Source organism: Streptosporangium pseudovulgare, assembly GCF_014648055.1.
In the GTDB taxonomy this organism is placed as follows: Bacteria; Actinomycetota; Actinomycetes; order Streptosporangiales; family Streptosporangiaceae; genus Streptosporangium; species Streptosporangium pseudovulgare.
Genome location: NZ_BMQJ01000001.1, coordinates 184,697 through 205,742 on the forward strand (window position 1 = coordinate 184,697; position 21,046 = coordinate 205,742).

General features: G+C 74.1%; 19 protein-coding genes, 1 pseudogene and 1 riboswitch. Of the genes and pseudogenes, 2 read left to right on the forward strand and 18 right to left on the reverse strand.

Features of this window, described 5'->3' with window-relative positions:
• The first annotated feature begins 37 nt into the window (after window positions 1-37).
• Window positions 38-2,530: a transglutaminase TgpA family protein gene (locus tag IEZ10_RS00685; protein WP_189244479.1), complete on the forward strand. Its 2,493-nt coding sequence runs from the start codon at window positions 38-40 to the stop codon at window positions 2,528-2,530.
• Window positions 2,531-2,581: 51 nt separating this feature from the next.
• On the opposite strand, the gene IEZ10_RS00690 is transcribed toward IEZ10_RS00685, so the two are convergent.
• From IEZ10_RS00690 to IEZ10_RS00725, 8 genes are all read right to left on the reverse strand, one after another.
• Window positions 2,582-2,980 carry an SCO2097 family morphological protein gene (locus IEZ10_RS00690; protein WP_189244480.1) on the reverse strand — a complete coding sequence of 133 codons (399 nt, stop codon included), beginning with the start codon at window positions 2,978-2,980 and terminating at the stop codon, window positions 2,582-2,584.
• 147 nt (window positions 2,981-3,127) lie between these two features.
• Entirely contained in the window at window positions 3,128-4,366 is a 1,239-nt protein-coding gene (gene dinB, locus IEZ10_RS00695) for a DNA polymerase IV (protein ID WP_189244481.1), read from the reverse strand.
• Window positions 4,367-4,403: 37 nt separating this feature from the next.
• A complete protein-coding gene (locus tag IEZ10_RS00700; RefSeq protein WP_189244482.1) occupies window positions 4,404-5,162 on the reverse strand; it encodes a methyltransferase domain-containing protein in 759 nt (252 codons plus the stop codon).
• A 124-nt stretch (window positions 5,163-5,286) separates the two neighbouring features.
• The gene (gene nusB / locus IEZ10_RS00705) at window positions 5,287-5,697 is read right to left on the reverse strand and encodes a transcription antitermination factor NusB (protein WP_179818426.1); all 411 of its coding nucleotides are present in this window, start codon (window positions 5,695-5,697) and stop codon (window positions 5,287-5,289) included.
• Entirely contained in the window at window positions 5,697-6,257 is a 561-nt protein-coding gene (efp, locus tag IEZ10_RS00710; protein WP_179818427.1) for an elongation factor P, read from the reverse strand. The genes nusB and efp overlap by 1 nt, the downstream gene beginning before the upstream one ends.
• 25 nt (window positions 6,258-6,282) lie before the next feature.
• Window positions 6,283-7,380 carry a M24 family metallopeptidase gene (locus IEZ10_RS00715; RefSeq protein WP_189244483.1) on the reverse strand — a complete coding sequence of 366 codons (1,098 nt, stop codon included), beginning with the start codon at window positions 7,378-7,380 and terminating at the stop codon, window positions 6,283-6,285.
• A 171-nt stretch (window positions 7,381-7,551) separates the two neighbouring features.
• Window positions 7,552-8,856 carry a dicarboxylate/amino acid:cation symporter gene (locus IEZ10_RS00720; protein ID WP_189244484.1) on the reverse strand — a complete coding sequence of 435 codons (1,305 nt, stop codon included), beginning with the start codon at window positions 8,854-8,856 and terminating at the stop codon, window positions 7,552-7,554.
• 521 nt (window positions 8,857-9,377) lie between these two features.
• Window positions 9,378-10,418, reverse strand: coding sequence for an LLM class F420-dependent oxidoreductase (locus IEZ10_RS00725; RefSeq protein WP_189244485.1), 1,041 nt, complete (start codon window positions 10,416-10,418; stop codon window positions 9,378-9,380).
• Window positions 10,419-10,647: 229 nt separating this feature from the next.
• Here IEZ10_RS00725 and IEZ10_RS00730 point away from each other — a divergent pair, with 229 nt between their 5' ends.
• Window positions 10,648-11,535 carry an endonuclease/exonuclease/phosphatase family protein gene (locus IEZ10_RS00730; protein ID WP_189244486.1) on the forward strand — a complete coding sequence of 296 codons (888 nt, stop codon included), beginning with the start codon at window positions 10,648-10,650 and terminating at the stop codon, window positions 11,533-11,535.
• An 82-nt stretch (window positions 11,536-11,617) separates the two neighbouring features.
• Here IEZ10_RS00730 and IEZ10_RS00735 read toward each other — a convergent pair whose 3' ends face one another.
• The 10 genes and pseudogenes from IEZ10_RS00735 to ribD form a co-directional block, all read right to left on the reverse strand.
• Window positions 11,618-12,211, reverse strand: coding sequence for a nucleotidyltransferase family protein (locus tag IEZ10_RS00735; RefSeq protein ID WP_189245026.1), 594 nt, complete (start codon window positions 12,209-12,211; stop codon window positions 11,618-11,620).
• Window positions 12,212-12,270: 59 nt separating this feature from the next.
• Window positions 12,271-13,377 carry an XdhC family protein gene (locus tag IEZ10_RS00740; RefSeq protein WP_189244487.1) on the reverse strand — a complete coding sequence of 369 codons (1,107 nt, stop codon included), beginning with the start codon at window positions 13,375-13,377 and terminating at the stop codon, window positions 12,271-12,273.
• Window positions 13,370-14,437: a vWA domain-containing protein gene (locus tag IEZ10_RS00745; protein WP_229810809.1), complete on the reverse strand. Its 1,068-nt coding sequence runs from the start codon at window positions 14,435-14,437 to the stop codon at window positions 13,370-13,372. The genes IEZ10_RS00740 and IEZ10_RS00745 overlap by 8 nt, the downstream gene beginning before the upstream one ends.
• A 97-nt stretch (window positions 14,438-14,534) precedes the next feature.
• Window positions 14,535-15,425 carry an AAA family ATPase gene (locus IEZ10_RS00750; RefSeq protein WP_229810810.1) on the reverse strand — a complete coding sequence of 297 codons (891 nt, stop codon included), beginning with the start codon at window positions 15,423-15,425 and terminating at the stop codon, window positions 14,535-14,537.
• 229 nt (window positions 15,426-15,654) lie between these two features.
• On the reverse strand, window positions 15,655-16,113 hold the full coding sequence (locus IEZ10_RS00755; RefSeq protein WP_189244490.1) for a PH domain-containing protein: 459 nt from the start codon (window positions 16,111-16,113) through the stop codon (window positions 15,655-15,657).
• Between the two features lie 368 nt (window positions 16,114-16,481).
• Entirely contained in the window at window positions 16,482-16,967 is a 486-nt protein-coding gene (gene ribH, locus IEZ10_RS00760) for a 6,7-dimethyl-8-ribityllumazine synthase (protein ID WP_189244491.1), read from the reverse strand.
• A 209-nt stretch (window positions 16,968-17,176) separates the two neighbouring features.
• Window positions 17,177-18,373, reverse strand: a pseudogene (locus IEZ10_RS00765) (bifunctional 3,4-dihydroxy-2-butanone-4-phosphate synthase/GTP cyclohydrolase II); the annotation flags it as partial.
• Complete coding sequence (locus IEZ10_RS00770) at window positions 18,370-19,035, reverse strand: nicotinamide mononucleotide transporter family protein (RefSeq protein WP_189244492.1); 666 nt, start codon at window positions 19,033-19,035, stop codon at window positions 18,370-18,372. The pseudogene IEZ10_RS00765 and the gene IEZ10_RS00770, both read right to left, overlap by 4 nt.
• Window positions 19,032-19,640 (reverse strand): riboflavin synthase, encoded by a 609-nt coding sequence (locus tag IEZ10_RS00775; protein ID WP_189244493.1) that lies wholly within the window; start codon window positions 19,638-19,640, stop codon window positions 19,032-19,034. Before IEZ10_RS00775 ends, IEZ10_RS00770 begins: the two co-directional genes overlap by 4 nt.
• The gene (ribD, locus tag IEZ10_RS00780) at window positions 19,621-20,742 is read right to left on the reverse strand and encodes a bifunctional diaminohydroxyphosphoribosylaminopyrimidine deaminase/5-amino-6-(5-phosphoribosylamino)uracil reductase RibD (protein ID WP_229810811.1); all 1,122 of its coding nucleotides are present in this window, start codon (window positions 20,740-20,742) and stop codon (window positions 19,621-19,623) included. The genes IEZ10_RS00775 and ribD overlap by 20 nt, the downstream gene beginning before the upstream one ends.
• Window positions 20,743-20,874: 132 nt before the next feature.
• Window positions 20,875-21,005: riboswitch (FMN riboswitch) on the reverse strand.
• Window positions 21,006-21,046 lie beyond the last annotated feature (41 nt).

Genomic DNA, 21,046 nt, shown 5'->3' on the forward strand with positions numbered 1-21,046 from the left:
GGCTTCAGGGACGGTCCGCACCCGGCGGAGGCGCCGTATGAGGCTCACCGCCGCGGCGGGCGTGGCCACCGGAGCGGTCGCGATCGCGCTCTATCCCCTGTTCTCCGGCGGCGCCTGGTTCTGGTCGAGCCTCGGGGTCATCCTGGTGGTGACCGGGGCCGGCCTGCTGGCCGGCCGCTACACCATGCCGAACTGGCTGGTGCCGCCGCTCCAGCTGCTGGCCGTCCTGATCTTCCTGACCGCGGCCTTCGCCCGGGAGCAGGCGTGGGGCGTCCTGGTGCCCACCGTCTCGTCCGTGCGCGCGCTGGGCGGGTTGCTGGCCACCGGCTTCGCCGACATCCAGCGTTACGCCGCCCCGGTGCCGCCGAACCCCGGCATCGTCCTGCTGACCTGCGGCGGCGTCGGCCTGATCGCGATCGTCGTCGACCTGCTGGCGGTCCGGATGCGCCGGGCCGCACTGGCCGGGCTGCCGCTGCTGACGCTGTTCACCGTCCCGGCGGCGGTGATCGCCGACCCGATCAACTGGCTGGCGTTCATCATCGCGGCCGCCGGCTACCTCGGGCTGCTGGCCGCCGACGGGCGGGAACGGATCAGCCACTGGGGCAGGGCCGTGCTGGTGCGCCGGGCCCCCTCCTTCGTCGCGCCGAGACCGTCCGACGCCGAGGCGGGGACGCTGCGCATGTCGGGCAAGCGCATCGGCTTCGCCGCGGTCGCGCTGGCCGTCCTGGTGCCCGCGCTGCTGCCCGCCCTGGAGCCCGATCCGCTGTTCGGCTTCGGCGTGGGCAACGGCAGGGGGCGGGGCGGCAACTCGATCAGCGTCTCCAACCCGATGGTCAGCATGCGGGGGCTGCTGTCGCTGCCGGAGAACTCCACCGTGCTGAGCTACACGAGCAGCGACGGCCTGTCCCGCTACCTGCGGACGTACGCCCTGGACATCTTCGACGGCGAGCAGTGGACGATGTCGGACCCGCACGGCCGCCCCGAGGACCGCACCTCGGAGGGGCCGCTGCCCGCGCCGCCGGGGCTCGCCCCGGCCACGCCGGTCACCCGGGCCACCACCACGATCGCGGTGAGCGAGGACGTCAGGGGCATGAGTTTCCTGCCGCTGCCGTATCCCGCGGGCCGGGTCGACATCGAGGGCGACTGGCGGTCCGACCGGGACACGCTCATGGTGTTCTCCGCCCGCGAAACCGCCGAGGGGATGACCTACCGGGTCACCACCGCCGAGCCCAGCCCCACCGCCGAGGCGCTCAGGGCGGCCGGGCCCCCGCCCGCCTCGGTCGGCGAGCGCTACCTCCGGCTGCCCCCGGGCCTGCCGCGGGAGGTCCGCGCGCTGGCCAGGCGGGTGACGAAGGACGACGCGGGCCCGTACGAGAAGGCGATCCAGCTCCAGGAGTTCTTCACCAAGGAGGGCGGCTTCACCTACAGCCTCGCCACGCGGGGGCACACCGGCTCCGCGCTGGCGGACTTCCTGCTGCGCAGCCGGACCGGCTACTGCGAGCAGTTCGCCGCCTCGATGGCGGTGCTGGCCCGGGTCCTGGGCATCCCCGCCCGGGTCGCCATCGGCTACACCGGCGGCACCAACGTCTCCGGCGTCTGGCAGGTGCGCGCCCACGACTCGCACGCCTGGCCCGAGCTGTACTTCGAGGGGACCGGCTGGCTGCGGTTCGAGCCCACCCCCGCCGGGTCGGCGGGCCAGGGCACCGCGTCGGTGCCCGTCTACACCCGCCCCCAGGTGACCACGGACGGCTCCGACGGGCCGGATTCCACCCCGGATACGGGTTCGAGCGGCACGGACACGCCGCGCGACCCCTCGGCCCGCTCCCGCGACGACCGGACGCTGCAGCGCGACCTCACCGGGGTGCCGGTCGCGGTGGACGAGGGGGTGCCGGTCGCCGCCTGGATCGGTCTCGGCCTGCTGGCCGTGCTGCTGGTGGCGCTGGTGCCGGCGGCGCTCCGCTGGGAGCTGCGCGCCCGGCGCCGCAGGTCCCTCTCCCGGGGCCCGTCCGGAGCGCCCGGCGGCCCGTCCGGGGTTCCCGGCGGCCCGTCCGCGCCGGCTCCCGCCGGGGCGGCGGAGGTCCGGGCCGGCCGCGGCGCTCCGGAGGGGGCGGTTTCGGCGGCCTGGGCCGAACTGGACGACGCCCTGTGCGACTACGGCATGGGCCGGCTGCCGAGCGAGAGCCCCCGCGCGCTGGCCGGGCGGCTGGCCGGGCAGCATGGGTTCGACGCCGACGAGGCCGCCGCGCTGACCAGGATCGCCACCCTGGTGGAGCGGATGATGTTCGCCCGGACCCCCGGCGAGACCGGCCCGCTGCGGGAGGACCTGCGTCTGGTACGGCGCGCGCTGGCGGCCCGGGTGACGCGGGGCCGGCGGATCCGCGCTGTGCTGCTGCCGCCGTCCACGCTCCTGCGGATGCGCCGGGCGGGCGGACGCCTGCTGGAGGCCACCGAGCGGCTGGAGGGCGCACGGCTGCGGCTGACGGCCAGGCTGGACGGCCTGACCGGCGGGCGGCTGACCGGCCGCGTCTGACCACTGGATCGGAACGGGCCGCCTCCCTGACGGAGGCGGCCCGGACGGACCCTAGCGATCATCGTGCCGGCGGCGCCAGCGCTCCTCCATCCGTTCCATGAAGGTCTGCCGGGGCCCCGGGCGGCGGCCCGCCCGGCCCCTCTGCCGGCCCGGCTTGGCCCCTGAAGCGTCGCCGAAGCCGTTCATCCGCTTCCAGCTGGACAGACCCCAAAGACACGCGGCGAGCATGACCACGAAACCGCCGACGCCGATGGGGATCTTGTTGATCACGACGCCGACCATCAGCAGGGCGATGCCGAGGACGAAGCCGATGGAGGCTTTCACCAGGCGGCGCCGGTAATGGCTGCGCGGGTCACTGATCCTGACGGTGTTGGCCCACTTCGGGTCCTCGGCGTAGAGGGCCTGCTCGATCTGGTCGAGCAAGCGCTGCTCGTGCTCAGAGAGCGGCACGGCGCCTCCCAAGGACAGCCCCAGGACGGGGAAGACGGTGACGGACGACACGGGGTGTCCGAACCTCGCGGTCGGTTATCCCCAGAATACGAGGCTGTAGACGTAGACGAAAGAAAACGTCCAACGTAGTCCAAACCGGAGGTGACGTCATAGATCTATTTCATCAAACGGAGGGCGGACAAGAGAAGCCGGGAGCACCACATCTCGTCCGAACCTGCGGGCCGCCCGGTCCATGGCCCGCTCCGCCTCCCGCCAGCCCTTCTCCCGCTCGTCCAGCCCGAGCTGCCGGGGCGTCTCGGCGGCGGAGCGGAGGTTCTCCACCCGCACCCCGACCAGCCGCAGCGGCGTCCGGCCCAGGCCAGAGGCGGTGTACAGCTCGCAGGCGACGGTGTAGAGGTCACGGGCGACGTCGGTGGGCTCCCGCAGGGTCCGCGACCGGGTGATGGTGCTGAAGTCGGCGCGGCGGAGCTTGACGCTGACCGTGCGGCCCACGTGACCGCCCTCGCGCAGCCGGGCCGCGACCCGCTCCGACAGGCGCAGCAACTCGCGGCGGATCTCCACCGGGTCGCCGACATCTGTGGCGAACGTCTCCTCGGCGCCGATGCTCTTGTCGGGCACGTCGGCCCGCACCGGGCGCGGATCGCGCCCCCAGGCCAGCTCGGCCAGGTGCGTCCCGGCCGCCTGGCCCAGCTCGCGCCGCAGGGCGTCGACCGGGGTGTGGGCGAGGTCGCCGACCGTCTTGATGCCGAGCCGTACCAGGGAGCGCTCGGTGCGCTCGCCGACGCCCCACAGGGCCGCGACGGGCAGGGGGTGGAGGAAGTCGACGACCTCGCCGGCGGGCACCACCAGCAGGCCGTCGGGCTTGCAGTGCTGGGAGGCGAGCTTCGCCACGAACTTGCTGCCGGCCACCCCGACCGAGCAGGTGATCCCGTGCTCCCGGACGACCCGCTCGCGGATCGCCGCGGCGATCACGGCGGGACGGCCGAGCCGCTTGCGGGCCCCGCCGACGTCGAGGAACGCCTCGTCGGAGGCGATCGGCTCCACGTCGGGGGTGATCGAGCGGAAGATCTCCATGACGCCGCGGGAGACCTCCGCGTACTTGTGCCGGCTGGGCGGGATGACCACCGCCCGGGGGCAGAGCCGGCGGGCCCGGGTCATGGGCATCGCCGAGTGCACCCCGAACCGCCTGGCCTCGTACGTCGCGCTGAGCACCACGCCCCGCGCGCCGGGATCACCGATGATGACGGGGACGCCGCGCAGCTCGGGACGCTCACGCAGCTCGACGCTCGCGTAGAAGGCGTCCATGTCGACGTGCAGGATCGGGCAGCCGGTGTCGTCGGTGCCGAGCGCCGGCCCGGGACGTGGCACCTGCTGTTTCCTCGACACCCCGCCATCCTATGGGAACAGGCGTTCGCCACAACCCTCATCGGTGGCCGAGGACGTGCAGCTGGGTCGCGATGTCCCGGAGCACCGGGTGCGCGGCGGCCGCCTGCTCCAGCGCGACCAGCGCGCGCGCCGCGCCCGGCTCGCCGTCGAGCAGCCGGCTGGGCACCAGGTCGGCGAAGATCCGCACGCCGTGGGCGTCGCCGGGGGTGAATCCGGCCCCGGTGAGGAGCCGGGACAGGGCCTCGCGGGTGAAGCGGCGGGGCGTGGGGTCGCGGTCTCCCCAGCGGCCCTCAGGGTCGCCCAGGACCTCGCGGGCCTCGTCGAACCGGCCGGCGACCGAACGGTGCAGCGCGGCGGCGACCGGGTTGGCGGCCAGCACGCTGATCACGCCGCCCGCGCGCAGCAGGCCGCCCATGGCGGTCAGCGCCCCCGCGGGGTCCTCGACGTACTCCAGCACGCTGTGGCACAGCACCAGGTCGGCGGAACCGGCCGGTAGCAGGTCGCCGAGGTCGGCGGCGTCGCCCTGCAGGGCGCGCACGCCCACCCCCGCCTCCGCGGCGCGCCGCTCCAGGGCCGCCAGCGAGTCGGGGCTGGGGTCGACGACCGTGACGGCGTGCCCCAGCTCGGCCAGCGGTACGGCGAAGCCCCCCGTGCCGCCCCCGGCGTCGACGATGTCGAGCCGGTCCCGGCCGGTGGCGGACGACCGTTCGGCGAGCACCGCCCGCAGGACGTCCCAGACCACGGCGGTGCGGACCGCCGGGGTACCTGACTGCCGTGAAGTGCCTACGGCGCGCAACTTCGGATCGCCTCCCTCTGGCCGGTGACCAGCCCAGCCTACGGCCGCTCCCGTGTACGGCCCCCGGCGGCCCTCCGGGGAACCGGGGGCGGCGGGGGCGCAGGGGCCCCGGCCGGAACGGGCCCTACAGCGCCAGGGAGGGCTTGAGCTGCTTGAACCGCGCCATCAGCCCGTTGACGAACTGCGGCGACTCATCGGTGGACAGCTCCGAGGCCAGACCGACCCACTCGCTGATGACGACGCCCTCGGGGACGTCGGGCATCCACAGCAGCTCGTAGGTGCCGCCGCGCAGCAGGTTGCGGTCGACCGCGGGCATGCGGTCGAGGGTCCAGCCCTCGGAGTACGTGGTGATCAGCTCGTCGATGCGGTCACGGTGACGGCACACGCCCTCGACGATCGCCGCGGTGTACTCGTTGACCGGCGGGTCGGCCCGCTCCAGGCGCTCCGCGAGGATCTTGAGAGGGTCCTCGCCGCGCGCCTCCGACTCGAACAGGATGTCGAGCGCGCGCCTGCGCGCCTTACCGCGTGCCGACATCAGGCGCGGCCGAGGTAATCGCCGGTGCGGGTGTCGACCTTGACCTTCTCGCCGGTCGTGATGAACAGCGGCACCTTGATCTCGGCGCCGGTCTCCAGCTTGGCGGGCTTGGTGCCACCGGTGGAGCGGTCGCCCTGCAGGCCCGGCTCGGTCTCGGCGATGGTCAGCTCGACGGCCGCCGGGAGCTCGACGTACAGGACGTTGCCCTCGTTGATCGCCACGGTGGCGAGCATGTTCTCCAGCAGGTAGTTCGCGGCGTCGCCGACCGCGACCCGGGAGACGTTGAGCATGTCGTAGGTCTCGGTGTCCATGAACACGAACTCGTCGCCGTCCATGTAGGAGAACTGCATCTCCCGCTTGTCGACGTTGGCCACCTCGACCTTGACGCCCGCGTTGAAGGTCTTGTCCACGACCTTGCCCGACAGGATGTTCTTCAGCTTGGTGCGGACGAACGCACCACCCTTGCCGGGCTTGACGTGCTGGAACTCCACGACGGTCCAGAGCTCGCCGCCGTCGAGCTTGAGCACCAGGCCGTTCTTGAGGTCGTTCGTCGTCGCCACTAGTTTCTCCTGCGTACGGCCGCTCTTAAAGGACAAGCAGCTCTTTGGTCGTCCGTGTGAGAAGTTCCGGTCCGTCATCACGTGTCACGAGCGTGTCCTCGATGCGGACGCCGCCCCTGCCAGGTATGTAGACCCCGGGCTCAACGGTGACCGGTACTCGATCCTCTAGTCTAGCGTGCCCGCGCCCCGGATCGGTCTTCGCGGCGGCCGGGGCCGGGGACAGGAACGGCACCTCGTGGATCTCCAGCCCGACGCCGTGCCCGAGGCCGTGGCCGAAGTGCCCGCCGTGGCCGGCCGCGGTGATGAGGTCGCGGGCGGCGGCGTCCACCTCGTGGGTGGCGGCGCCGGGCCGTACGGCCTCGCGGCCCGCGCGCTGGGCGGCGCGGACCAGGTCGTACAGCTCGCGCTGCCAGTCGGCGGGCTCGCCGATCGCCACCGTCCGGGTCATGTCGGCGTGGTAGCCGCCGTAGCGCGCCCCGAAGTCCATCGTGACGAGGTCGCCGCGGGCGAGGGGCCGGTCCGAGGGCGAGTGGTGCGGGATGGAGCCGTTGGGCCCGCTCGCCACGATCGTGGCGAAGGCGGGCGCGTCGGCGCCCAGGTCCGTCATGAGGCGCTCCAGCGCCCGGGCGATCTCCCGCTCGGTCAGGCCGGGCCTCAGCGTGGGAAGCAGTTCGGCGAACGCCCGGTCGGTCAGCTCGCACGCGGTGCGCAGCAGGCCGATCTCCTCGTCGTCCTTGACCCGGCGCACCGACTCCACCAGGCCGGACAGCCGCAGCAGGTCCCCGCCCAGCGCGAAGTAGGCGTCCGCCGTCATCCGGTGCGCCTCGACGGCGAGGCGGCCGGGCGGCGAGCCGTCCAGGGCGGCCGTGGCCAGGACCCCGGCGACGTCGCGGTCCTCGATCACCTCGACGTCGGGGCAGACCCGCCGGGCGGTCTCGGCGTAGCGGGAGTCGGTGGCGAGCGCGGCGCGGGCGTCGGCCCGGACGAGCAGGGCCGCGTTGGAGCTGTCCAGGCCGGTCAGGTAGCGGACGTTGACGGCGCCGGTGACCAGGATCGCGTCCGCCTCGCAGGCGGGGAGCAGGGCCGCCAGGCGCTCGCGGCGCCGGGCATGAGTGACGGTCATTAAGGCATGGTATTGCCGGTTTCGCGATTCTTCCCGCGCCACCCGGCCGGGACGGGCACACGCCGTACGGATCACCGGCGGACAGGGGCGGGGCACCCGCGCGGGCGCCCGGTGCGGAACGCGCGGAGGGCGGGCCCCGGTGGACCGGGACCCGCCCTCAGGCGCGAGGCGTCAGGCCGGAACGGGCTCCGCTCCGCCGCGACCGGGGGTGGGAGCGGGGGCGGGGGCCTCGTCCAGCGGCTGCGGCGGGGCGTTGAGGATCGCCTCGTCGAGCCTGCCCTCGGAGCGGGCCACGATGACCGGCACGACCATCTGGCCGGCCACGTTGGTGGCGGTGCGGATCATGTCGAGGATCGGGTCGATCGCCAGCAGCAGGCCGACGCCCTCAAGCGGCAGGCCGAGCGTGCTGAGGGTGAGGGTGAGCATCACGATCGCGCCGGTCAGGCCGGCGGTGGCGGCGGAGCCGACCACGGAGACGAACGCGATCAGCAGGTAGTCGCCGACTCCGAGCGGGACGCCGAACACCTGGGCCACGAAGATCGCGGCGAGGGCCGGGTAGATCGCGGCGCAGCCGTCCATCTTGGTGGTCGCCCCGAACGGCACGGCGAAGGAGGCGTAGTCGCGGTCCACGCCGAGGCGCTCGGTGGTGACGCGCTGGGTGAGCGGCATGGTGCCGACCGAGGAGCGGGAGACGAAGGCCAGCTCGATGGCGGGCCAGGCGTTGCGGTAGAAGGTCAGCGGGCTGACCTTGCCGGCGAGGGCCAGCAGCAGCGGGTAGCTGACGAACAGGACCAGGGCGCAGCCGATGTAGACGCCCGCGCTGAACTTGGCGAGGGGGGCCAGCAGGTCCCAGCCGTAGGTGGCGATGGACTTGCCGATGAGTCCGGCGGTGCCGATCGGGGCCAGCCGGATGATCCACCACAGGGCCTTCTGGACCAGCTCCAGGACGGACTGGCCGAGGTCGAGGAACGGCTTGGCCTTCTCCCCCACCGCGATGGCGGCGGCGCCGAGGACGGCCCCCAGGAAGACGATCTGCAGGACGTTGACCTCGGTGAAGGAGGTCACGATGTTGGTCGGGATGATTCCGGTCAGGAAGTCGACCCAGGTGCCGGCGCCCTCCAGGTCGGGGGCCTTGGCGCCCGCCGTGGAGATGGTGACGCCCTGGCCCGGGTTGAGCAGCAGCCCGAGGCCGATACCGAACGCCACGGCGATCAGCGAGCTGCCCAGGAACCACATCAGCGTCTTGCCTGCCAGCCGGGCGGCGCCGTTGACGTTGCGCAGGTTGGCCACGCTGACGATGACGGCGGTGAAGACCAGCGGCGGGACGGCCAGCTTGAGGAGCTGGACGAAGATCTTGCCGACCTCGGTCAGGGTGGCGGTGAGCCAGGAGACGTCGCCGGCCCGGGCGACGAAGCCGAGGACGATGCCGACGGCCAGGCCCAGCAGTAGTTGCAGGGAGAAGGAGAACTTCTTCATGAAAAGACTTTCGGGAAGAAGGCACGCCGGAGCGGACGCGGTCGTGCCGGTGAGGAAAAGGGGGTGATCGAGGGTGGACCGGGGTCAGCGACAGAGACGGCTGCTGGTGCGGCACAGATCGACGTGCAGCCGCTCGACGAGCCACACGATCACCGGAGAGAACCTCACGAGGGGGTAGAACCGACCCGTTCGCCCCATGATTCCCCCTTTCTCTGTGATCCACCTCACATTTCAGGAAAGATCAGGGGGTTTGTCAACGGCCGACGAGCCGGAGAACGACGGAACCCGGGGCGGTCGCGCGGACGGAGGACGGCGCGGGCGGCGCGATCCGCCGCGGACGGCGCGGGTGATGCGGGTGGCGTGAGCGGTGTGGGCGGCGCGGGCCCGTACGGATGGCGCGAACGGCGTGACCCGGCGCGGGCTCGTGCGGGTGGCGCGGACGGCGTGGCCCGGCGGGCCGCCGGGACACGAGAAGGGGGTACGGCCGGAGCCGTACCCCCTTCGGGAAAAGGCGCGCGGGGTCAGGACGCGAGGTCCCTGACCTTCTCGATCAGCCGGACCCGCTCGGCGTGCGTACGGCCCAGCGGGGCGACGTTGATCGTGGTGACGCCCGAGTCCCGCATCACCTGCAGGCGCTCGCGGACGTGGCTCTCCGGGCCGATCAGCGACATCTGCTCCAGCAGCTCCCTCGGGACGAGCGCGGCGGCCTCGTCCTTCTTGCCGTCGAGGTAGAGGTTCTGGATCTGCTCGGCCTCCTTCTCGTAGCCGTAGCGGCGGGCGAGGTCGTTGTAGAAGTTCTTGCCCTTGGCGCCCATGCCGCCGATGTAGAGGGCGGCCATCGGCCGGCCCAGCTCCAGCCACTCCGACACGTCCTCGCCGATGGCCAGCGGCGCCTGGGCGATGACGTCGAGCTCACCCAGGGCCGGGTCGCGCCTGGCCTTCCCCGCGGCCAGGGACGCCCCCCAGACGTCGGCGGCCTTCTCCGGCATGTAGAAGATCGGCTCCCAGCCCTCCGCCAGCTCGGCGGCCAGCTCGACGTTCTTGGGCCCGATGGCGGCGATCACGATGGGGATGCGGTCCCGGACCGGACGGTTGATGATCTTCAGGGGCTTGCCCAGGCCGGTGCCCTGGTCCGCGGGCAGCGGAACGTTGTAGTACCTGCCCTCGTAGGTCAGGCGCTCGCGCCTCCAGACCCGGCGGCAGATCTCCACGACCTCGCGGGTACGGCCCAGCGGCGCGGTGTACGGCACGCCGTGGAAGCCCTCGATGACCTGCGGCCCCGAGGCGCCCAGGCCCAGGGTGAAGCGGCCGTCGGAGACGTAGTCCATGCCGGCGGCGGTCATGGCCAGCAGGGTCGGGGTGCGGGAGTAGATCGGCAGGATGCCGGAGGCGATCTGCAGCCGTTCCGTCCTCGCCGCGATGTAGCCCATCTGGCTCACCGCGTCGAAGCTGTACGCCTCGGCCACGAAGACGATGTCGAGCCCCGCCTTCTCGTAGTCGGCCAGTTCGGCCACCGTCTCCTTGAAGCCCCCCGAGTAGTTCAGGGCCATGCCGATGCGCATCGTGAGATCGTCCTTCCGCACGCGTCCGGGCCCGCCCGCGGGCCTTTTTCCGGCTTACGCGGTCACCCGGGCGGCCCGGGGAAACCGAATGTTGTTCCGCTGCCTTCGCGGAACAGGCTATCGACTCACCGGCCGGCCACCAAGCGCCCCCCTTCGCGCCGCGAAGCCGGTAGCGTACGCGTTCCGGGGGCAGTGGAGGATCATGGTCAGGCGGGCGGGGAGCAGCGCAGTGCTCGAGCGGATGATCATCGTGTTGGCGGGGGCGCTGGCCCTGGTCCTCGGCGGCCACGGGCTCCTGCCGGACCTCGGCGGGTTCACGCCGGTTCTGGAGAGCGGGCTGCCCTGGCTCGGCGTCGCCGTGCCGCTCCTGCTGCTGGGCGCGCTGCCGGCCCGCTCGTGGAAGGCCGTCGCCGCCGCGCTGGTCCCGGCGGCCGTGTGGGGGGTCATGTTCGGCCCCGCCCTGCTGCGCAGGCCGCCCGGCGGGCCGAGCGACCTGTCGGTCGCCACGCTCAACGTGGGGGTGACCAACGCCGCCTCCGGGCGGGCCGTACGGGCCCTGGCCGAGAGCAGGGACCTCGTCGCCGTGCAGGAGCTCACCCAGGGCGGCCCGGCGGCCAAAGCGCTCGGCGAGGTCCTCCCGTACCACTACCAGGTCACGACGGTGGGCCTGTGGAGCCGGTTCCCGATCATCGAGGCCCGCAAGGCGGACATCGGCCTGGCCTGGGCGCGGGCGCTGCGGGCCGTGCTGAGCACCCCCAAGGGCAGGGTGACCGTCTACGTCATGCACCTGGCCTCGGCCCGTCCCGGCGAGACGGCCATGCGCGACAAGAACCTCTCCTACGTCCGGCGGATCATCGACGCCGACACCAGCCGGCGCCTGCTCCTGCTCGGCGACCTCAACACCGCCACCACCGACCGCAACCGCTCCGGCCTGGTGCCCCCGCTGCTGGACGCCCAGCAGGAGGCGGGGTCGGGGTTCGGCTTCACCTGGCCGGCGTCCTTCCCCGTCACCCGGCCCGACCACATCCTCTACCGCGGCCTGGTCGCCACCGGCGCGGCGGTCGAGGAGGCCGCGGGCAGCGACCACCGCGCGGCCGTGGCCACCCTGCGCTTCTAGGTTCCGTCCACGAGAGGTCCCGCCCGGATCACGGCCGTGACGGCACGGCGGCCGGCACGGCCCGCGGCGTCCGGCGCGCGGGTCACCGCTCCCGCAGCGCCGACAGGTCGGCCGGGGTGTCGATGTCGGCCGGGTCGCCCACGTCGTCGCAGGCCACCGCGACGACCAGCTCGGCGTGGGCCCGCAGGAACGGCCGGGCGCCGACGTCGCCGGTCGCCATCGCGGCGACCCGCCCGAAGTGTTCCCTCGCGATCAGCACCGGGTTCCTCGGCGCCCCGCCGTAGGCGGCGACGGCCACCGACGCGCCCTGCCGCGCGGCCCGGATCAGCCGCCGCACCGCCTCCGGTCCGACGAACGGCTGGTCCACCAGGGCGATCACGACCCGCTCGGCGTCGTCCGGCAGCGCGGCCAGGCCGGCGCGCAGGGAGGAGCCCATGCCGGTGCGCCACCGGGGGTTGCGCACCGTCACCGCCCCGCGCACCTGCGCGGTCGCGGCCCCGAGCACGACGACCACCGGGTGGCAGCCGCCCTCGCGCAGCGTCCGCACCCCGCGGTCGACCAGCCGCTCCCCCCGGAACTCGACCAGCGCCTTGGGCGTGCCGAGCCGCGAGCCCGCCCCGGCGGCCAGCAGCAGCCCGGCGGTGACCGGCTCGGCGGGCCCGCCCGCCCCGTGGATCTCCGGGTCCGGGGTGCCCGGGGCCTCTGGGGCGCCTGGGGCGCTTGGGGTCCCTCGGGTCACCGCCGGACCCCGTCCCCGTGGATGCGCCCGGAGCCGCCGGTGAGCGGCCGCCCTGAACCGCCCCAGCGCAGCTGGACCAGCTCGGCGGCGATGGAGACCGCCGTCTCCTCGGGGGTCCGCGCGCCCAGGTCGAGCCCGATCGGCGAGCGCAACCGCTCCAGCTCGGCCTCCCCCAGCCCGGCCTGCCGCAGCCGCTCCAGACGGTCCTCGTGGGTACGGCGCGAGCCCATCGCGCCGACGTAGCCGGCCGGGGTGCGCAGCGCGACCTCCAGCAGCGGCACGTCGAAGCGGGGGTCGTGGGTGAGCACGCAGATCGCGGTGCGCTCGTCCACGGTGATCGAGGTCAGGTAGTCGTGCGGCCACCTGACCACGACCTCGTCGGCGTCCGGGAAGCGCCTGGCCGTGGCGAAGACCGGCCGGGCGTCGCAGACGACCACGTGGTAGCCGAGGAACTTGCCGATCCTGGCCACCGCGGCGGCGAAGTCGATCGCGCCGAAGACCAGCATCCGGGGCGGCGGGGCGAAGGAGTGCACGAAGACCGCCAGGTCGTCGAGCCGCCGCTCGCCGTGCGGGCCGTACCGGCGGATCCCGGTGATCCCCTGGGCGAGCATGCCGCGGGCGTCGTCGTCGACGGCGTCGTCCAGCCGGTCCCCGCCGAGGGAGCCGGAGGCCCGGTCCGGCCAGACGATCCGGCGGGCGCCGGTCCGGCCGGGCCCGGACAGCACGGTCGCCACCGCCACCGGCTCGCGGGCGGAGACCGACCCGGCCACCTCCCCCAGCTCGGGGAACGCCTCGCGCGAGACCGGCTCGACGAACACGTCGAGGATGCCCCCGCAGGTCAGACCGGCCGAGAAGGCGTCGTCGTCGCTCACGCCGTACCGCTGCAGGACCGGGACGCCGGAGGCGGCCACCTCGCGGGCCAGCTCGTAGACGGCGCCCTCGACGCAGCCGCCCGAGACGCTGCCCTCGGCCTCCTCGCCGGACACGGCCATGGCGGCGCCCGGCGGGCGGGGCGCGCTGCGGAAGGTGCTCACCACGGTGGCCAGGCCGAACGTCTCACCGGCCGCCCACCACCGCACGATCTGCGACAACACGTCACGCATGAGCCCCTCCCAGAAGCGCGGCCAGTTCCTCGAACGCCGCCAGGCTGTGCCCGGCGACGAAGTCGTCGACGTACGGCAGGGCCGCGCGCATCCCGGCGGTGAGCGGCCGGTAGCCCTCCCGCCCCCGGTGCGGGTTGACCCAGACCACCCGGTGCGCCACCCGCGACAGCCGGGCCATCTGGGCGCCCAGCAGCGAGACGTCGCCGCGTTCCCACCCGTCGGAGGCGATGACCACGGTCGCGCCGCGGGCGTCGTTCAGCGCGAGGAGCCGGCGCAGCTCCTCCCCGAGGCGGGTGCCGCCGCTCCAGTCGGGGACGGCGCGGGACACGGCGTCCATCGCGGCGGCGGGGTCGCGGCGGCGCAGCTCGGCGGTGACGCGGGTGAGGCGGGTGCCGGCGCTGAACACCTCGGTGGCCCCGGGCTCGGTGGCGACGAGAGCGTGGCCGAAGCGCAGCAGCGTGTCGGCGTAGGGGGTCATGGAGCCGCTGACGTCGACCACCAGCACGACCCGGCGGGGCCTGGTGCGGTGGACGCGGCGGCGCAGCCGGGCGGTCTCCCCGCCGCGCCGCAGGGTCTCGCGGATCGTCGCGGCGGGGTCGAGCCGTCCCCGCCGGGACGGCCGGGACCGCCGCGACCTGCGCCGCTCGCGCCCGGCCCGGAGCAGGGCCAGCAGCCGGTGCACCTCGGCCAGTTCGGCCGCGGTCAGCCTGGCCACGTCCCGGTTGCGCAGCACCTCCAGCTCGCTGGCGCCGGCCGGCCGCGCCGCGGACTCCCGCTCGCCGCCGTCGCCGGACTCACCGGCGAGGGTGGCGACGTGCCGGGTGACGGTCACCGTCGCGGACCGGGCGGGACCCGCCCGCAGGCCCCCGAAGTAGGCCGCGAACACCCGGTCGTAGCGGGGCAGGTCCTCGGCGGAGGCGCACAGGGTGAGCCGGCCGGCCCAGTAGACGTCCCCGGGCCGGGCGGCGTCCAGGTGGGACAGCGCGCGCAGCAGCCCCTGGGTCCTGGTGTGGTCGGCGGGCACCCCTGCGGCCCGGAGCGTCCGGGCGAAACCGGTCATGACGGCGACCAGGTCGCGGCCGGCCGGATCACGAGCGGCCGGATCACGGGCAGCCGGATCACGGGCAGCCGGATCGCAGGCGGCCGGATCGCGGGCGTCAGCGGCGGAGGTCATCGAACAGCCCGTTCCCGAGCGCGGCCTCGTGGTCCTCCCGGTGCTTGAGCAGGGCGCCGAGCGTGGCGGCGGCCAGGGCGGGGTCGAGGTCGCGGGCGCCGAGGGTCAGCAGGGCCTCGGTCCAGTCGAGGGTCTCGGCGATCCCCGGCGGTTTGACCAGCTCGGCCCCGCGCAGCCGCCCGGCCGCGCGGGCGACCTGCCGGGCGAGCGTCTCGGAACAGGCGGGAAGGCGGCGCAGCAGGATCGCGACCTCCCGGTCGAAGGAGGGGTGCTCCAGCCAGTGGTAGAGGCAGCGCCGTTTCAGGGCGTCGTGCACCTCGCGGGTGCGGTTGGAGGTCAGCACGACGACCGGGGGGCGCTCGGCGCGGATCGTGCCGAGCTCCGGGACGGAGATCGCGAAGTCGGAGAGCACTTCGAGCAGGATCGCCTCGAACTCCACGTCGGCCCGGTCGATCTCGTCGATCAGCAGCACGCTGGGCCAGGTCTCGATCGCCCGCAGCAGCGGCCGGGCGACCAGGAAGCGCCGGTCGTAGACCTCCGTCTCCAGGCGGGCCGGGTCGGCGGCCCCGCCCGCCTCGGCGGCCTTGAGGTGCAGGAGCTGGCGGGCGAAGTCCCAGTCGTAGAGGGCCTGGGGGCCGTCGAGGCCCTCGTAGCACTGCAACCTGATCAGCGGCGCGTCCAGCACGGCGGCCAGGGCCCTGGCCAGCTCGGTCTTGCCGACCCCCGCCGCGCCCTCCAGCAGCAGCGGGCGGCCCATCCGCAGCGCCAGGAAGGCGGCGGTGGCCAGCCCCTCGTCGGCGAGGTACGCCTGCCGGTCGAGCAGCCCGGCCAGCTCGCCGGGCGAGCCGAGGTCTGACGCGTCGGTCGTCCGCACCACATCAGGCTACGCCCGCCCACCCGTTTCCAGGGGTTCCGGCGGTGTCCGGTTCCGGCGGATTCCGCGGTACGGCGGACCCGGCGGATCAACCCGTCCCGGCGGATCAGCCGGTCCCGGCGGCGCTCGACGGATCCCGGATCCGGCGGCCCCATCGGGTGGACCTGGCCCGGCGGCGCTCAGCGACGCCCGATGGCGCTCGGTGGCGTCCGGTGGCACCCGGTGGTGCTCAGCGGCGCTCGTCGGTCTCCCCGCGCTCCCGGATGAGCGCCAGCAGCTCGCGGACCTGCCGTACGGTCCGGTCCTTCTCCGAGCCCTGCAGGCCCATGGCGCCGACGGTCGCGCCGTCGGCGAAGTCGATCTTCGCCCAGGGCTCGCTGTCGACCAGCGTCACCCCCAGGACCTCGGGCCACTCGTAGCGGTGCACCCGCAGCGGGTTGACCACGGTGACGCCCCGCTCGTCGGCCTCCACCCGGCATCTCCCGAGCAGGTGCAGCAGCCAGGCGATCATCCCACCGAGCGCGACCATCGCGATCCGGTCGGCCAGGCCGAACGGCTCGGGCAGCACGAACGCCATCACCAGCGCGCCCAGCACGACCACCCCGGCGAAACCGTAGGCCACGACCCGCCCCTTCTTCGGCCGCCACACGACGGGCAGCGCGGGCGCGGGGACGCTCTCGGGGCTCACTGGACGATCACGATCCTTCGGGAAACCGCCGCTCAGAGCGGTTGTGACGGCTATCACGGCACCTGACGAAATCTATCGCACACCCCGGCGGCCCGTGCCCCCGGCTCGGCCGGGCCGCGCCGCGGCGGACCGGCGGGCGCCCGTACGGCACGGGCCGCCCGGCCGCGGCGGGACCGGCGGACCGGCCCGCGGACCCCGGGAGCGACCGGAGCGACCCTGGAAGCAGGCCGAACGCCCCGGAAGCGGCCGGAGCGATCCCGGAAGCGGGCCGGATCCCGGAAGCGGACCCCGGAAGCGGCCGGAGCGATCCCGGAAGCGGGCCGGATCCCGGAAGCGGGCCCCGGGAGCGGCCGGGACCCGCGGGGTCCCTAGCGGGACGCCTCTCCGGGGGCGAGGTCGCGCAGCAGCAGCGCGGTCTCCAGGGCGGCGACGGTGGCCTCGTAGCCCTTGTCCTCCTTGCTGCCCGGCAGCCCGGCGCGGTCGAGCGCCTGCTGGAGGGTGTCACAGGTCAGCACGCCGTTGCCGACCGGCGTCCGCTCGTCGAGGGAGATCCGGGTCAGGCCGGAGGTCACCGAGTCGCAGACGTAGTCGAAGTGGGCGGTCTCCCCGCGGATCACCGCTCCGAGGGCGACGACCGCGTCGCAGCGGGCGGCCAGCGCCTGGGCCACGACGGGGATCTCCAGCGACCCGGCCACCCGGACCACGGTCTCGGCGGCGCCGCTGTCCCGGGCGGCCTGGACGGCCCGCTCCACGAGCCGGTCGGTGATCTCCGCGTGCCACCGGGCGGCCACGATGCCGACGGTCAGCCCGGCGGCGTCGGCGGCGTCGGCCGGGGGCCTTCCGGTGCCGCTCACGCGTCCTCCCGCCCGCCGCGGACGCCCGGCATGACCGGCACGACCGGCACGTCCGACGCGCCCTCGGCGCCCGGCACGTCCGCCGCGTCCCACGTGCCAGGTGCGCCCTGTATACCCGGTGTGCCCTCTGTGCCCGGCACGACCGGTGCGCCGGGCGCGGTCCGCCCGCCGATCCCCCCTGTCATCGCCCCTCCCGGCGGTTCCTGTCCGATGTCGTGGCCGAGGCGGTCGCGCTTGGCCGTGAGGTACCTCTCGTTGTACGGGTTCAGCGCCACCGGCATCGGCTCGCGGCCGAGCACCTTGACGCCGTAGCCGTCCATCCCGCGCAGCTTGGCCGGGTTGTTGGTGAGCAGCCGGACCGACTTCACGCCCAGGTCGGAGAGGATCTGCCCGGCGTTGGAGAACTCGCGGGCGTCCACCGGCAGCCCGAGCTCCAGGTTGGCGTCCACGGTGTCGCTGCCGGCGTCCTGCAGGCTGTAGGCGCGGAGCTTGGCCAGCAGCCCGATGCCGCGGCCCTCGTGGCCGCGCAGGTACACGACCACCCCGCGGCCCTCCTCGGCGATCATCGACATGGCGTTGTCGAGCTGCACCCCGCAGTCGCAGCGCAGCGAGCCGAGCACGTCGCCGGTCAGGCACTCGGAATGGGCCCGGACCAGGACGTTCTCACCGTCCTCCAGGTCACCGTAGACGAGGGCGAGGTGCTCGCCGCCGTCCAGGGCGCTGGAGTAGCCGTAGGCGCGCCACATGCCGTGCCGGTTCGGCAGCCGGGTCTCGGCGACCCGGGTCACCATCCGCTCGGTCCTGCGGCGGAACTCGGCGAGCTGCTCGATGGAGACCAGCGCCAGGTCGTGCTCGTCGCAGAACTCGCGCAGCTCGGGCAGCCGCTTCATGGTGCCGTCGTCGTTGACGACCTCGGCGAGCGCGCCCGCCGGGGTCAGCCCGGCCAGCCTGGCGAGGTCCACGGCCGCCTCGGTGTGGCCGCGCCGCACCAGCACGCCGCCGTCGCGGTAGCGCAGCGGGAAGACGTGGCCGGGCCGTACCAGCTCGTAGGGCTCGGTCGCCGAGTCGCACAGGGTGCGGATCGTCTTGGCCCGGTCGGCGGCGGAGATGCCGGTGGTCACGCCGTCGCGGGCGTCCACGCTGATCGTGTAGGCGGTGCGCAGCCGCTCGCGGTTGTCGCTGACCATCAGCGGCAGACCGAGCCGGTCGAGGGCCTCACCGGGCATCGACACGCAGATCACGCCGCTGGTGTGGCGGATGGTGAAGGCCAGCAGCTGCGGGGTGGCACGGGCCGCGGCGAAGATGATGTCACCCTCGTTCTCGCGGTTCTCGTCGTCGACGACCACGACGGGGCGGCCGTCGCGGATGTCGTTGATGGCCCGTTCGATCGGGTCGAGCACGGTCACAGCGCCTCCTCGGGGACGAGTGCCGCCCGGGAGGAGCGGTACTCCTTGAGCCAGTTCAGGAACCCGGCCAGGACGAGCACGAAGAACACCCCGTACACCGCCCCGGACACGACGAGTCCGGACTTGAAGGACAGCGGCACGCCGACCAGGTCGACGGCCACCCAGACGATCCAGAAGTCGACCAGCGCCCGCCCCTGCGCCCAGGTGGCGACGGCGCTGCCGACGAAGATGTAGGCGTCGGCGGCGACCAGGTAGTAGCCCTTGGGCGGGGGGACGGCCGCGCCCCACGACAGCTTGGCGACGTAGAAGACGACGCCCACCGCGATCGTGCCGACCAGCAGGGTCGCGATCATCCCGGCGCGTTCGGCGGCCCGCGCGGGCCGTACCGGCAGGCTCCCGCCGTCGCGGGTGCCACGCGACCACCGCCACCAGCCGTAGACCGCGAGGCCGCCGAACATGGTCTGCTTGAGCACGTTTCCGGTGAGGTGGGCGTTCGCGTAGGTGATGAACAGCAGGACCGCGGCGGTGAGCTGCACCGGCCAGGTCCACAGCGACTTGCGGATCGCCAGCAGCACCGTGGCCAGGGCGGCGACGTTGCCGATCAGGTCGGTCCAGAGCACCTTCGTGCCGAAGATCTCGAATCCCGTGTTCGCCCAGTTCACGACGCGGCTCCGGGGACGTAGCCGGCGGTCAGCTTCTCCACGTGCTTGGCGATGACGTCGGCCTCCAGGTTCACCGGGTCGCCCGGCCGCTTGGCGCCGAGGGTGGTGAGCCGCAGCGTGGTAGGGATCAGACTGACGGTGAGGCTCTCGCCGTCCACGCCCGCCACGGTCAGGCTGACGCCGTCCACCGCGATCGAGCCCTTCTCGACCACGTAGCGGTTCAGCTCGGCCGGCAGCGAGATCCTGACGACCTCCCAGTGCTCGCCCGGTTCGCGCGACAGCAGCGTGCCGGTGCCGTCGACGTGGCCCTGGACGATGTGACCGCCCAGGCGCGCGTCGGCGCGGACGGCCCGCTCCAGGTTGACCGGGGAGCCGGGCCGCAGCGCCCCGAGGGAGCTGCGGTCCAGGGTCTCCTTCATCACGTCGGCGGTGAAGACGTCGCCGTCCACCTCCACCACGGTCAGGCAGACGCCGTTGACGGCGATCGAGTCGCCGTGCCGGGCGTCGGCGGTCACGACCGGGCCGCGGACCGACAGCCGCGCCGCGTCCGGCAGCGGCTCGACCGCGGCGATCTCGCCGAGCTCCTCAACGATTCCGGTGAACATCCGCATCTCCTCGAAGGGGTATCGGCCGGGCGGTGAGCCGCAGGTCCGGGCCGGTGGGGGTGACATCCTCGAACTCCAGCCGGTGGGTGCCGGCGATCGTGGCGACGCCGGCCGGTCCGAGCGCGGCGGCCCCCGCGCCCAGCAGCGCGGGCGCGAGGTAGCCGACGACCCGGTCCACCAGGCCCTCGCGCAGGAACGAGCCCGCGAGTGTGGGGCCGCCCTCCAGCAGCACGCCGACGACCTCCCGGCGGCGCAGCTCGGCGAGCAGCTCCGCCAGGTCGAGGCCGTACGGCTCGCGCCGCGGCAGCCGCACCACCTCGGCCCGCCCGGCGACGGCCCTGACCGCGACGGGGTCGGCGTCGGCGGCGACCGCCACCAGGGTGGGCGCCCCGTCGTCCAGGACGCGGGCGCCGGCGGGGGTGCGGGCGGCGGAGTCGACGACCACGCGCAGCGGCTGCCGGGCGGGCGGCCCGCCGGCGGGGCGGGCGGTCAGGAGAGGGTCGTCGGCGAGGACGGTGCCGATGCCCGCCACGACCGCGTCGGCCTCGGCGCGCAGGCGGTGCACGTCGGCGCGGGCCTCGGGGGAGGTGATCCACTGGCTGGTGCCGTCGGCGGCGGCGGAGCGGCCGTCCATCGTCGCGGCGTACTTCCAGGTGACGTGCGGGCGGCCGAGCCGTACGGAGGTCAGCCACTCGGCGTTGCCGCGCTCGGCCTCGGCGGTGAGGACGCCGGTCTCCACCGTCACCCCGTGCCGCCGCAGGCGCTCGGCGCCGCCGGCCGCCTCCGGGTTGGGGTCGCGCACCGCGACGACGACGCGGGCGACGCCCGCCGCCAGCAGCGCGGCGGAGCAGGGCCCGGTGCGCCCGGTGTGGTCGCAGGGTTCGAGGGTGACGTAGGCGGTGCCGCCCCGGGCGCGCTCGCCGGCGGCGCGCAGCGCGACCACCTCGGCGTGGGGGCCGCCGGCGTGGGCGTGGAACCCCTCCCCCGCCACCCGGCCCGAGGCGTCGAGGACGACGCATCCGACCACGGGGTTGGGGCTGGTGGTACCGCGTCCGCGCGCGGCGAGCTCGATCGCCCGGCGCATGTGCGCCAGATCAGTCACCCGGGTCTCCTCGTCGCCAGTAGCTTTGCCTGCCACGGCGGCCCCGGGGGAGATCACGACGGAACGCGCGCCGCTCGCGGCGGCGGCCCGCACCGTCATCGGCGGAAGGGTGCCCGAAGACACTTCTCCCGCTCGCGCGCTTCCTCCCATCCGGACTTTAACCGTCGGTCCCGGAATTCCACCGGGTCAACCGGTCGATGGATTCGACCGGGTCGCGGACTGTAACCGCCGGTTCGGAGTTTCACCGACCCCGGAGCACGCTGCTCTTGCCTTTCGGGGAGCGCCTCGCCGAAGGTCGGCGTCC

Coding starts and splice junctions, on each gene's coding strand:
- IEZ10_RS00685 (WP_189244479.1), top strand. CDS start 38: ATGAGGCTCACCGCCGCGGCGGGCGTGGCCACCGGAGCGGTCGCGATC.
- nusB (WP_179818426.1), bottom strand. CDS start 5,697: ATGTCGGCACGCGGTAAGGCGCGCAGGCGCGCGCTCGACATCCTGTTC.
- IEZ10_RS00715 (WP_189244483.1), bottom strand. CDS start 7,380: ATGACCGTCACTCATGCCCGGCGCCGCGAGCGCCTGGCGGCCCTGCTC.
- IEZ10_RS00720 (WP_189244484.1), bottom strand. CDS start 8,856: ATGAAGAAGTTCTCCTTCTCCCTGCAACTACTGCTGGGCCTGGCCGTC.
- IEZ10_RS00725 (WP_189244485.1), bottom strand. CDS start 10,418: ATGCGCATCGGCATGGCCCTGAACTACTCGGGGGGCTTCAAGGAGACG.
- IEZ10_RS00740 (WP_189244487.1), bottom strand. CDS start 13,377: ATGCGTGACGTGTTGTCGCAGATCGTGCGGTGGTGGGCGGCCGGTGAG.
- IEZ10_RS00745 (WP_229810809.1), bottom strand. CDS start 14,437: ATGACCGGTTTCGCCCGGACGCTCCGGGCCGCAGGGGTGCCCGCCGAC.
- IEZ10_RS00775 (WP_189244493.1), bottom strand. CDS start 19,640: ATGTTCACCGGAATCGTTGAGGAGCTCGGCGAGATCGCCGCGGTCGAG.